Raw genomic sequence first — 10,961 nt, forward strand, 5'->3', positions numbered from 1 at the left:
CCGGCCAGCAGGTCGCGCACGATCAACAGGTTCCAGCGGTCGCCCACGACATCCAGGGCCCGCGCCAGGCCGCAAAACTGCCCGTAGGAACGACCACCAGGGCGCTTGACATTCTCCATCGCAGTTGATTATATCAACTTCCCTCGTTGATCAAGGAGACGCCTCATGGACATCAACTACCCGGCCGCGGGCCTCGCATTCGTGGTCGGCACGGCCATAGCGATGGCGTGGTACGGCAAGATCTTTCTGGCCGCCTGGCAGACGCTGACGGGCATACCCCCCGAAGACTCCAAAAAGGCCAGCAAACGCAACATGGCCCAACTCCTCATCGCCAACGCCATCACCGCCCTCGGACTGGCCGCCGCCATCCCGACCGCAGCCGCGGCCCTCAACAACGACTCCGTATGGCTGGCGCTACTCGTCGGCGGCACCGCATGGCTGGCGTTTTCGGCGACCACACTGTTGCAACACAACGCCTTCGAACTGAAACCACCGAAACTCACCGCCATCAACGGCGCCTACCAACTGGCGCTGTTCCTCGGCATGGCCCTGGTGATCGGACTGCTGTAGGTCAGTCGGACCGCTTACGGAACACACCGGGGGACACACCGAACTCCCGCTTGAAGGTCTTGGCGAACGCGAATTCGGACGAGTAGCCGCAGCGCCGGGCCACCGACGCCAGCGGGGCGCCGCCCTCCTTGAGGTAGCGGGCGGCCAGCGTCATCCGCCACCACGTCAGATACGCCACGGGCGGGCGCCCGACAAGCGCGGCGAACCGTTCGGCCAACGACGTGCGCGACAGGCCCGCCCGTTCACCAAGCGAGCGCACCGTCCACGGCGCGGCGGGCTCGGCGTGCATCGCGCGCAAGGCCGCACTGACGGCGGGATCGGCCAGGGCGGCGGGCCAACCGGTGGCCCCTTGCGCGCGACGCTCGGCAAACCACGACCGCAGCATGTACAAAAGCAGCAAATCGAGCAACGCCGACACGCTGGCACTCGACCCCGGCCCGGGTTCGGCGAGCTCGGCACCCAGCAGATCGACCGCCGTGCGCAGGCGCGCGTGGCGGCCGACGTGCGCGGGCAGGTGAATGATGTCGGGAAGATCGCCGAGCAGGGGATGCGCACGGCAACGGTCCAGGACATAGGCGCCGCACAACAGCTCGGTGATGGCACTGCCCCCATCGTCGGTAAGCGCGTGACCGGGCTCGCGCGGCAGGAACACGATGTCACCGGTGGACAGCCGCAACGGCTCGCCGCCCTCCGGCATCAAACGACAGGACCCGGCCAGCACCACGTGAAAGCCCGCGCCATCCATCGGGGCGAAACGGGTGCTCCAGGGCGCGGTAAAAAAGGTGCGGCGCGAGTGCGGACGCCCCACCCGCATCGTCGTCACCGCGTCGCTGAGCACATCCACCACAGCAGCCTAACCCCACATCCGCCACACCGGACGATCGAACATGAACCACGGACTCCACGGCATGGACCGTCCAGCCCCACCGCCATAACGTTGGTCTCCCCACCGACAAGGAGACAAACAATGAAGATCGCCATCAACGGCGCCACCGGATTCACCGGCCGCCTCGCCGTCGCCGAACTCGCACGCCGCGGCATCGACGCAGTCCTGGTGGGCCGCGACCCGGCGCGCCTGCGCGCGGCCGCCACCGGCACGGGATTCGCCACACGCCTCGCCGACATCGGCGACCACCAGGCCCTGCGCGACGCGTTCACCGGGGCCGACGCGGTCATCAACACCGCGGGCCCGTTCACCCGCCTAGGACCCCCGGTCATCCGCGCCGCCATCGCCGCCGGCGCCCACTACGTGGACACCACCGGCGAACAGCACTACATACAGGACGTGTTCGCGACCTTCGCCGACACCGACGTGACCATCGTTCCGGCCATGGCCGACGACGGAGGACCCAGCGACTTCATCAGCCACCTCGCCGGCTCCACAGCAGGGCCCAAAGCCTCCATGACGGTCGCGCTGTGGTACCGCGGCGGCGGCTTCTCCCGCGGCACACTGCGCTCACTCGACCCGACGGCACTGTTCGACGGGGCCCTGCGTTACGAACACGGACAGTGGGCGACCTACGGCGACGCCAGCCGCGCCGTACTGACCTTCCCCGGCTCCAACACGCCAACAACGGTCGGCAAGGCCGCGCTGCCACCGGTGGCCACCGTGCCCCGCCACACCGACGTCACCCGCATGGAGGGCCTGCTCGGCGGATCCTTCGACGCCCTCAAAAACGGCATCGACCCGGCCACCATCGACGCGCTGCCCGAAGGCCCCGACCAGGCGCAGCGCGCGGCATCGACCTGGACGATCGCGGTGGAGGCGACGAACGACGGCGGCGCCGTACGCGGGACCGTCCAGGGACGCGACGGCTACGCGACCACCGCGGTCATCGCGGTGGAGGCGGCCCGCCGCCTCGCCGCCGACGGCGCGAAGCCCGGAGTGCTGGCACCATCGCAGGCGTTCGACCCCGAATCGTTCCTGGGATTCCTGACCGAACACGGGGCACGGTGGGCCGTGGAAACGTGATGGAACACCGCGCTGTCACACCACCGATTTACCGTGGCCCCATGACCCTCGACCAACGGTTCGCCCACCACCTGGCCCCCATCATCATCGCCGGGCGCACCATCAAGCGCTACCACCTGTGCGCCGACCCCACCCCGATGCCGCCGGGCATCGCCGAAGCCGCCTACCGCTACGTCCCCCACCTGGTGCCCGCCTTCACACCCGGCGAACCCCACGCCACCGTCACCGTCCTCCACCAAACCAGCCCCACCCAGGCACACCTCAACGCCTACAGCTGGCGCGGCCACGGCCTCGTCCACTGCCGCACCGCCACCGGAGACGCAGGCGGCTTCGCCCGCACCAGCGGCCCCGTCACCGGCTGCGTGTGGGAACTGCCCGTCGTCATGCACGAACGCGCCGCCTTCCACCGCCACATGCTGTCGGGCCCCGGCGACATCGACGCCTACCTCGCCGACGCCCTCACCCGCGCCACCGCCGACGTCTAACCCTTCGCCAACGCCCGGGCGATCACCAGACGCTGAATCTGATTCGTACCCTCCACGATCTGCAACACCTTCGCCTCCCGAAACCACCGCTCCACCGGGAAATCCGACACATACCCGTACCCGCCCAACACCTGCACCGCGTCCGTGGCCACCCGCATCGCCACATCCGAGGCCACCAACTTCGCCCGCGCCGCCATCACACCCGCACCCTGCGCGCCCGCATCCCGCAACCGCGCCGCGTGCACCACCAAAGCCCGAGCCGCCTCCACCTGAGCCGAAGCATCAGCCAACAAAAAACCCACCCCCTGAAAATCGATGACCGCCGCACCGAACTGGCGACGCCGACGCGCATACTCCACCGCGAAATCCAACGCCGAACGCGCCAAACCCACCGCACACGCCGCGATCCCCAACCGGCCCGCATCCAACGCCGACATCGCGATCGAAAAACCCGCACCCTCCCCACCAATCAGACGCCCCGCACCCACCCGCGCGCCATCGAACACCACCTGACCCGTCGGCGACGCCGACAAACCCATCTTCGACTCACCCCTGGCCGCCGCGATCCCCTCGCCCGCCTCGGCCAAGAAACACGAAATCCCCGCCGCACCCGCACCACCGGTCCGCGCGAACACCGTATAGAAATCCGCCACCCCCGCGTGCGTGATGAACGCCTTCGTCCCCTCCACGACGAAACCATCACCATCCCGCCGCGCCCGCGTCGTCAACGCCGCCGCATCCGAACCCCCACCCGGCTCCGTCAAACAATAGGCACCCAACCGATCCCCGGCGACCAGACCCGGCAGAAACTCGCCGCGCTGCTCATCGGTGCCGAAGTTCGCCACCGCGTGACACGCCAGGGTGTGAACGCTGACGGCCTCGGCCACCGTCAGCCACCGGTACGCCAGCTCCTCCAACACCTGCACGTACACCTCGTACGGCTGGCCGCCGCCGCCCAGCTCCACCGGATACGGCAGCCCCAACAGGCCCACCGAACCCAAGGTGCGCAACACATCGCGCGGAAACTCGCCCCGGGCCTCGAAGTCGTCGGCGCGCGGAGCCAGCTCGGCGTCCGCCACCCGCCGGGCAAGATCCACAATGGCGTAAGCCTCGTCGGACGGGAGAAAACGATCAACCAACATCGCCACGACAATCCCTACACGCAGACCAGACCGGTATCACCGGTATTGAGACGCCGCACCCCATCGGCCGTACACACCACAATGTCCTCGATACGCGCCCCATGCCGACCCGGAACATACACACCCGGCTCGATCGAAAACGCCATCCCCGGCTCCAACACCGTGCCATTACCGGCCACAATGTACGGTTCCTCGTGGCCATCCAAACCGATCCCGTGGCCCGTACGGTGAATGAAATTGTCCCCAAAACCCGCATCCGTCAACACATCCCGCGCCGCCGCGTCCACCGACTGTGCACTCACCCCCGGGCGCACCGCCGCCACCGCGGCCGCCTGCGCCTCCCGCAACACTCCATAGTAGGCAACAAAATCGGCCGGCGGCTCACCCACGCAATACGTCCGCGTGCAATCCGACCCATAACCCGAATCCACCACGCCACCGATATCCACCACCACCACATCCCCCTCACCCAACACCCGATCCGTCACCGCCGCATGCGGAGAAGCCCCATTCGGCCCCGACGCCACGATCACGAACTCCACACCCGCATGCCCCTCCTCCACAATCGCCGCCGCCACATCGGCCGCCACCTCCGCCTCCGAACGACCCCGACGCAACCACCCCGGCACCCGCGCATGCACCCGATCAATCGCCGCACCCGCCCGCGCCAACTCCCCCACCTCGAAATCCGACTTCACCATCCGCATCGGCGAAACCACCACCGACGCCAAAGCCAACTCCACCCCCGGCACCATCCGCCCAAACTCAAACCACTGCGCCGCCCCCAAACGATCCGACGCCGCCAACACCCCAGGCACCCCGCCCAACTCCCGCGACAAACGCCCCACCGCCAAGGCATACGCATCCTCCCCATCCGCGAAATCCACCATGGGCACCACCCCGTCCACACCAGCCGCCCGCGCCGCAGCCGCCTCCAAACGCGGCACCACCACAAACGCCTCACCCCGCGCCGGCACCACCAACGCCGTCAACCGCTCCAACGACAACGCCGCATACCCCGTCAAATACCGCAACTCCGCACCCGGAGTCACCACCAACGCATCAAACCCCGCCGCCGCACAACCCGCCTGCGCCGCCGCGATCCGACCCCGCGCTTCTTCCTGAGCCACAGTCATCACGACAGCGAGCTTAACGCTTATTCAGGCGCCCGATATGGCAGGCTGACCACATGCTGATGCTCGTCGACGCCCCCGGACTGTGGTATCGCGCCTACTACGGCCTACCCTCCTCACTCAAGGCCCCCGACGGCACCCAAACCAACGCCATCCGCGGCTTCATCGACGCACTCGCCACCCTCATCCGCGACCACCACCCCACCCAACTCGCCTGCGCCATCGACAACGACTGGCGCCCCCACTGGCGCGTCGCCGCCCTGCCCACCTACAAAACCCACCGCCTCGCCGCCGACGGCACCAGCGAAGAAGAACCCGAAGCCCTCCCCCACCAAGTCGCCATCATCAAACAACTCCTCACCACCTGGGGCATCCCCACCACCGGAGCCGACAACTACGAAGCCGACGACGTCCTCGCCACCCTCGCCGCCGGCGCCAACCAACCCGTCGCCGTCGTCACCGGCGACCGCGACCTCTTCCAAGTCGTCGACGACACCCGCCACATCACCGTCATCTACACAGGACGCGGCATCGCCAAAGCCGAAACCTACAACGACACCGCCATCACCCAACGCTTCGGCGTCACCGCCGCCCAATACGCCGACTACGCCATCCTCCGCGGCGACCCCTCCGACGGCCTCCCCGGCGTCAAAGGCATCGGCGACAAAACCGCCGCCACCCTCATCAACCAACACCACGACCTCAACGGAATCATCAACGCCGCCACCGACCCACAATCCACCCTCAAACCCCGCCAACGCACCGCCATCACCGACGCCACCGACTACCTCAAAGCCGCACCCACCGTCGTACGCACCGCCACCGACGCCCCCGCCGACACCACCACCGCCACCATCCCCCTGAAACCCCACGACCCCGACGCGCTCGCCGCACTCACCGAACAATATGGACTGTCTGGTCCGATGGGCCGCCTCACCCAGGCACTGTGCACTGTCGGCTAGCTGAGCACGCCCCGCGTCATCGCCACCAGCGCCTCGACATCGGCGTCGGCCATCGGCTCACCCGTCATCCCCATGCGGTGCAGCAGCGTGCCCACCACGACATCGATGAGGAACAGCACCGTGCGGTCCGACTCGCCCAACGCGTCGCGCAGCGCCGCCAGATAGGGCGCCTGGAACCGGGTCGACAGCAATCCCCGCAGTCCCGGATCGTTGACCGCGTCGGTGAACACGCCCGCGAACGCCGCGCCCAGGCCCGGCTCGGCGACCTTGGCCGCCGTCCAGCGAATCGTCTCCGCCAGCAGCTCCTCGCGCGTCTCGCCCGCCAGCGACGGCGGACCGAACGCGTCCACCAGGCACGCGGTGATCAAGGCGCCCTTGGTCGGCCAGCGCCGATAGATGGTCGTCTTGGCCACCCCGGCGGCCGCCGCGATCCGATCCACCGTCGCGCGGGTGTAGCCCAGCTCCTCCACCGTGCGCAGCGTCGCCGCGAACACCTCCGCATCCACACTGGAGCGCGGCCGACCGGGGGACTTGGGTGCAGTCGTCATCGCGACAGCATACCCAATTGTGCTACTCACAGTATCGAAACGGGAGGGCCTTCTCGGTCGGTGCGGACGAGTACCGGAAGGGTGAGTGGTGGTTGTGAAGGCAGAATGCCTTGATCTCGATATATATTGTACTTCTACCCAGGTTCATGGCGTCACGACGAGCCGCCTGCCCCTGAGATCGGTTCGCTGCCAAGCGATCGCGATGTCGCTCAGCGGGACCCTCTCCACCTCGAAGGTGAGCTCCCCGGAGCGCGTCCACGCCACGACCTGCTGGTACACCTCCTCCATGGTCCGCGGGTCCAGGCCCTTGGCCGCGCCGTAGATCTCCACGCCGGAGGTGCGCAGACTCGACCCCGCGATGGCGACCTCGGTGCCGCCCGACTCGCCGATCTGGACCACCCGGGTCGGCCTGCCGAACGCGAACGACCGCGGCACCAGGGCGCGCAGCAGGATCTCACTCGGCCTGCCCCACAGGTAATCCACGACGACGTCGTAGCCCTCCCCCTTGGCGTCGAGGTACGCCCGCGTCAGCGCCTCGTCCGTGACCGCGGTGTTGATGACCGTGTCGGCCCCGAGGGCCCGCACCTCCCGCAACTGGTCGTCGTCGCGGCCGGTGGCGACGATCCGACCGGCGCCCAGCAGCCGGGCCACCTTGACCGCGAGCCTCCCGGCCACCCCGGTGGCGCCCTGCACCAGCACCGTCTCCCCGGGAGCGAAACCCGCGGCCGTCCTCATCGACATCGCGGTGACCGCCGAGGCCATCACCGCCACCACCGCCGGGTCGATGCCCTCGGGAATCGGCATGTAGGAGCCGTCGGGCACCACGGTCTTCTCGGCGAGAGCGCCGTAGGGCGGGCGGATGTTGCCGAACCCGACGAGCGTGCCGTCCGGGAGGGCGCCGATGCCGTCGAAGACGGGGATCGCCGGAAACCGGCCGTTGTACTTCTCGCCGGCGTAGTGTGTGCCCGCCGCGATCGCCTTGTCGACGTTCTCCACGGCGACCGCCTTGACGTCGATGATCACCTCGCCGTCCCCGGCCACCGGATCGGGGAAGTCCTCGTAGCCCGGGATGCCGCCGACCTCGTGGAGCACCGCCGCCTTCATCCCGGGTCCTGCCCGAACAGGCGGGCGATCCGCGCCTGCCACGCCGCCAGGACCCGCGGCGGACGGGCAGCGGAGTGGTTGACCCCGTGCCGGTGCGAACGGTGGTGGCGTCGGGCCCGGCCCTGGTGCCCGGTCGACCGCTCGGCGTGCGCGGGAACCCCCGGAACGCGGTGGGTCGCCCCGTGCAGCAGGTCGCGCAGCGCGTGTTGGTGTCTCATCGTTGCCTCCTCAGGCATACGAGTCTCTATCACTGATAGGGAATTCTATCACTGATAGAGTCGGGAGGGAGGTGCCGGAATTGGCTCTGGACAAGCAGCGAATCGTCACCGAGGCCGTCGCGCTACTGGACGCCGAGGGCCTCGACGGCGTGACCACCCGCAAACTGGCCACCCGGCTCGGCGTACGCTCGCCGACCCTCTACTGGCACTTCCCGAACAAGGCGGCGCTGGTCACCGCTATCGCCGAGGCGATCCTGGAGCAGCAGTTCCCCGAGCTCGACCCGCCCGCGCCGCAGGAGCGCTGGCAGGACTGGCTGATCGGGCTGGTCGCGCGGCTGCGCCGCGCCCTGGTGGCCCACCCCGACGGGGCCAGGGTCATCGCGGCCTCCCAGCTGTCCCTCAAGATGGCCGCCATCTCCGAACTGGCGATGAGCACACTGGTCGGGCGGGGCATTGCCCTGCGGCGGGCCCGCCTGACCGTGCTGACGGTGCTGCGCTTCGCCGTCGGCTACGTCCTGGAGGAACAGGCCGGCCGCCCCGACCCCGACGCCCTGGACGGCTTCGACATGGACGCGTACGCCGCGGCCTACCCCACCGCGATGGCCGGCGTGACCGAGTACTTCCAACCCGGCCGCACCGTCGACGACCTGTTCCGCGACTGCCTGGAACAGATCGTCTGCGGTCCCGCCGACACGCCTAACCAGGGCAAGGGACCATTGGCATCCACATAGGTCCCCGTGGGCCCGTCGGGGCCGACCTGCGCCATGCGCACGATGATCCGCGCGCCCTGCTCCACCGTCTGGATTCCCGCATGTCCGTTCAGATCGGTGGCGGTGAACCCCGGCTCCACCGCGTTGACCCGCATCCCGCCCAGCGCCTTCGCGTACTGCACCGTGAGCATGTTCACGGTCGTCTTCGACGCGGGATAGGCCACGCCCGGGTACGCGAAGGCCGGGTGATCGGGGTCGGAGAGGTGGGCCAGCGAAGCCAGTCCACTGGAGACGTTGACCACCACCGGCGCCGACGAGCGCCGCAGCAGCGGAAGGAACGCGTGCGTGACACGCACCAGCCCGAAGACGTTGGTGTCGAACAACTCCCGCAGCACATCGGCGGTCAGGTCGCCCGCGCCGGGCACCGAGTTGTCCGGGTTGCGCAGCTCGATACCGGCGTTGTTGACCAACACGTCAAGGCCGCCGTCGGCCTCCACGGACTTCGCGGCGGCCCCCACCGACGCGTCGTCGGTGACGTCGATCCGCACGAAACGGGCACCCAGCGCCTCGGCCGCCGCGCGGCCCCGCCCTTCGTCCCTGGCTCCGACATAGACGGCGTGCCCGGCGGCGAGGAGCTGACGGGCGGTCTCGAAACCCAGGCCCTTGTTGGCTCCGGTGATCAAAATCGTTGACATGCGCCCACCGTGGCACACATCGACGGCGCCAAACAGCCGCCTGCTGTTCCTGGGACTGGCAATACCTGGACGATCCCGCGGCGATAGTGCACAGTGGCGCCATGGCCTCCACCGAGTTCGGGCGCGCGGTACGGCACTTCCGCGACCGCGCCAACCCCGAGGCCGCCGGGCTCCCCACCGGCGGGCACCGGCGCGCGGCGGGACTGCGGCGCGAAGAACTCGCCCTGCTGGCCGGGGTGTCCGTCGACTACGTCACCCGCCTGGAGCAGGGCCGCGCCACCCACCCGTCGGGGCAGGTCGTGGAGGCGCTGGCCCGGGCCCTGCGCCTGTCGGCGCCCGAACGCGAGCAGCTCTTCCACGCCGCCGGGCTGCTACCGCCCGGGCGGGGAACCGTGCCCACGTACATCACGCCCAGCGTGCAACGCGTGCTCGACCGGCTCACCGAAACACCCGTGGCCGTATCGGACGCCACCTGGACGCTCCTGGTGGCGAACCCCATGTACACCGCGCTGGTGGGCGAACTTCACGGCAAGGAACGCAACGCGGTGTGGCGCAACTTCATCGGCCCCGGCAGCCCCTTCCGTTATCCCCCACACGAACACGAGGAGCTCGAGATCCACCAGGTCGCCGAGCTCCGCGCCGCCGCCCGCCGGTACCCGGCCGACCGGCGGCTGCGCCGCCTGATCGACGAGCTGTCGGCCGGCAGCGACCGTTTCGCCCGGCTGTGGGAGTCCGGCGGCACCGGCCGCGAAGCCGTCACCCAAAAGACCATCGACCACCCCACGGTGGGCACCATGACACTCGACTGCGACCTGCTCAAGGTCGCCAGCAGCGACCTGCGCATCCTGATCTACACCGCCGAACCCGGCACCCCCGACGCCGAGCGGCTGGCGCTGCTGGGCGTCATCGGCACCCAGGCCATAGCCGGTTAGCCGAAGAACCAGCCCTGCGCCCCGTCATGGGCCACACAGGACGCTCCCGCCGCCACCGCCGCCTCCAGGGCGTCTCGCCGCGACGCCCCGTCGGCCAGGCGAGCCGCCAGCGCACCGGCGAACGCGTCGCCGGCGCCGGTGGTGTCGACGACCTCGGCCGCCTTCGCCGCGACCGCGATGTCGCCCCACGACGCGCCCCCCGCGCCGCGCGTCACCACCGTGGACACTCGAGCGTCGCCCAGCGCGGCCGCCTCGCCCTCGTTGACCACCAACACATCCGCCGCCGCCAACAGCCGCGACGGCGGCGCGGCGAACGGCGACGGGTTCACCACCACCATCACCCCGGCGTCGTGCGCCACGCGGGCGGCGCGCAGCACCACCTCCGGCGGCAGCTCGAACTGCAACAGCAGCACGTTCGAAGCGACGATCGCCGACGACCACGAGTCCACATCGGATACCGTGACGGCGCCATTGGCGCCCGCGGCCACCA

14 protein-coding genes and 1 pseudogene are annotated in these 10,961 nt (G+C 69.3%); 6 read left to right on the forward strand and 9 right to left on the reverse strand.

Features of this window, described 5'->3' with window-relative positions; translation table 11 throughout:
- The coding region (locus VE172_RS25460; RefSeq protein ID WP_414715100.1) for a winged helix-turn-helix transcriptional regulator at positions 1–119 on the reverse strand (119 nt) is incomplete at its 3' end.
- Between the two features lie 46 nt (positions 120–165).
- On the opposite strand from VE172_RS25460, the gene VE172_RS13610 reads away from it, so the two are divergent.
- Positions 166–570, forward strand: a complete 405-nt coding sequence (locus VE172_RS13610; protein WP_324802462.1) for a DUF1761 domain-containing protein — start codon at positions 166–168, stop codon at positions 568–570.
- A 1-nt stretch (position 571) separates the two neighbouring features.
- Here VE172_RS13610 and VE172_RS13615 read toward each other — a convergent pair whose 3' ends face one another.
- Complete coding sequence (locus VE172_RS13615; RefSeq protein WP_324802463.1) at positions 572–1,414, reverse strand: AraC family transcriptional regulator; 843 nt, start codon at positions 1,412–1,414, stop codon at positions 572–574.
- A 123-nt stretch (positions 1,415–1,537) separates the two neighbouring features.
- Between VE172_RS13615 and VE172_RS13620 the strand changes: the two genes are divergently transcribed.
- Positions 1,538–2,542 carry a saccharopine dehydrogenase family protein gene (locus VE172_RS13620; RefSeq protein WP_324802464.1) on the forward strand — a complete coding sequence of 335 codons (1,005 nt, stop codon included), beginning with the start codon at positions 1,538–1,540 and terminating at the stop codon, positions 2,540–2,542.
- 41 nt (positions 2,543–2,583) lie between these two features.
- Positions 2,584–3,027 (forward strand): hypothetical protein, encoded by a 444-nt coding sequence (locus VE172_RS13625; RefSeq protein WP_324802465.1) that lies wholly within the window; start codon positions 2,584–2,586, stop codon positions 3,025–3,027.
- Here VE172_RS13625 and VE172_RS13630 read toward each other — a convergent pair.
- Together VE172_RS13630 and VE172_RS13635 are read right to left on the reverse strand one after the other, a co-directional pair.
- Positions 3,024–4,169: an acyl-CoA dehydrogenase family protein gene (locus VE172_RS13630; RefSeq protein ID WP_324802473.1), complete on the reverse strand. Its 1,146-nt coding sequence runs from the start codon at positions 4,167–4,169 to the stop codon at positions 3,024–3,026. The two genes, VE172_RS13625 and VE172_RS13630, sit on opposite strands and share 4 nt — an antisense overlap.
- Positions 4,170–4,183: 14 nt before the next feature.
- Positions 4,184–5,305, reverse strand: coding sequence for a M24 family metallopeptidase (locus VE172_RS13635; protein WP_324802474.1), 1,122 nt, complete (start codon positions 5,303–5,305; stop codon positions 4,184–4,186).
- A 53-nt stretch (positions 5,306–5,358) separates the two neighbouring features.
- Between VE172_RS13635 and VE172_RS13640 the strand changes: the two genes are divergently transcribed.
- A complete protein-coding gene (locus VE172_RS13640) occupies positions 5,359–6,264 on the forward strand; it encodes a 5'-3' exonuclease (RefSeq protein WP_324802466.1) in 906 nt (301 codons plus the stop codon).
- Here the strand turns inward: VE172_RS13640 and VE172_RS13645 are convergent.
- From VE172_RS13645 to VE172_RS13655, 3 genes are all read right to left on the reverse strand, one after another.
- A complete protein-coding gene (locus VE172_RS13645) occupies positions 6,261–6,812 on the reverse strand; it encodes a TetR/AcrR family transcriptional regulator (protein ID WP_324802467.1) in 552 nt (183 codons plus the stop codon). The genes VE172_RS13640 and VE172_RS13645 overlap by 4 nt on opposite strands.
- A gap of 144 nt (positions 6,813–6,956) precedes the next feature.
- The gene (locus VE172_RS13650; RefSeq protein WP_324802468.1) at positions 6,957–7,916 is read right to left on the reverse strand and encodes a quinone oxidoreductase family protein; all 960 of its coding nucleotides are present in this window, start codon (positions 7,914–7,916) and stop codon (positions 6,957–6,959) included.
- The gene (locus VE172_RS13655) at positions 7,913–8,134 is read right to left on the reverse strand and encodes a hypothetical protein (protein ID WP_324802469.1); all 222 of its coding nucleotides are present in this window, start codon (positions 8,132–8,134) and stop codon (positions 7,913–7,915) included. The genes VE172_RS13650 and VE172_RS13655 overlap by 4 nt, the downstream gene beginning before the upstream one ends.
- A 71-nt stretch (positions 8,135–8,205) precedes the next feature.
- Between VE172_RS13655 and VE172_RS13660 the strand changes: the two genes are divergently transcribed.
- Positions 8,206–8,865, forward strand: a complete 660-nt coding sequence (locus tag VE172_RS13660) for a TetR family transcriptional regulator (RefSeq protein WP_349258370.1) — start codon at positions 8,206–8,208, stop codon at positions 8,863–8,865.
- On the opposite strand, the pseudogene VE172_RS13665 reads toward VE172_RS13660, so the two are convergent.
- A pseudogene (locus VE172_RS13665) lies at positions 8,835–9,539 on the reverse strand (SDR family oxidoreductase); the annotation flags it as partial. The gene VE172_RS13660 and the pseudogene VE172_RS13665 overlap by 31 nt on opposite strands.
- A gap of 101 nt (positions 9,540–9,640) precedes the next feature.
- On the opposite strand from VE172_RS13665, the gene VE172_RS13670 reads away from it, so the two are divergent.
- Positions 9,641–10,471 (forward strand): helix-turn-helix transcriptional regulator, encoded by an 831-nt coding sequence (locus tag VE172_RS13670; RefSeq protein ID WP_324802471.1) that lies wholly within the window; start codon positions 9,641–9,643, stop codon positions 10,469–10,471.
- Here the strand turns inward: VE172_RS13670 and VE172_RS13675 are convergent.
- On the reverse strand, positions 10,468–10,961 hold a 494-nt coding region (locus VE172_RS13675; RefSeq protein ID WP_324802472.1), incomplete at its 5' end, for a PfkB family carbohydrate kinase. The two genes, VE172_RS13670 and VE172_RS13675, sit on opposite strands and share 4 nt — an antisense overlap.

Source organism: Stackebrandtia sp., from assembly GCF_035643755.1.
GTDB lineage: Bacteria > Actinomycetota > Actinomycetes > Mycobacteriales > Micromonosporaceae > Stackebrandtia.

Bases quoted from the DNA above. Each gene is read 5' to 3' on its own strand.
- VE172_RS13610 (WP_324802462.1), top strand. From the start codon at position 166: ATGGACATCAACTACCCGGCCGCGGGCCTCGCATTCGTGGTCGGCACG.
- VE172_RS13620 (WP_324802464.1), top strand. From the start codon at position 1,538: ATGAAGATCGCCATCAACGGCGCCACCGGATTCACCGGCCGCCTCGCC.
- VE172_RS13625 (WP_324802465.1), top strand. From the start codon at position 2,584: ATGACCCTCGACCAACGGTTCGCCCACCACCTGGCCCCCATCATCATC.
- VE172_RS13630 (WP_324802473.1), bottom strand. From the start codon at position 4,169: ATGTTGGTTGATCGTTTTCTCCCGTCCGACGAGGCTTACGCCATTGTG.
- VE172_RS13635 (WP_324802474.1), bottom strand. From the start codon at position 5,305: ATGACTGTGGCTCAGGAAGAAGCGCGGGGTCGGATCGCGGCGGCGCAG.
- VE172_RS13640 (WP_324802466.1), top strand. From the start codon at position 5,359: ATGCTGATGCTCGTCGACGCCCCCGGACTGTGGTATCGCGCCTACTAC.
- VE172_RS13645 (WP_324802467.1), bottom strand. From the start codon at position 6,812: ATGACGACTGCACCCAAGTCCCCCGGTCGGCCGCGCTCCAGTGTGGAT.
- VE172_RS13650 (WP_324802468.1), bottom strand. From the start codon at position 7,916: ATGAAGGCGGCGGTGCTCCACGAGGTCGGCGGCATCCCGGGCTACGAG.
- VE172_RS13655 (WP_324802469.1), bottom strand. From the start codon at position 8,134: ATGAGACACCAACACGCGCTGCGCGACCTGCTGCACGGGGCGACCCAC.
- VE172_RS13670 (WP_324802471.1), top strand. From the start codon at position 9,641: ATGGCCTCCACCGAGTTCGGGCGCGCGGTACGGCACTTCCGCGACCGC.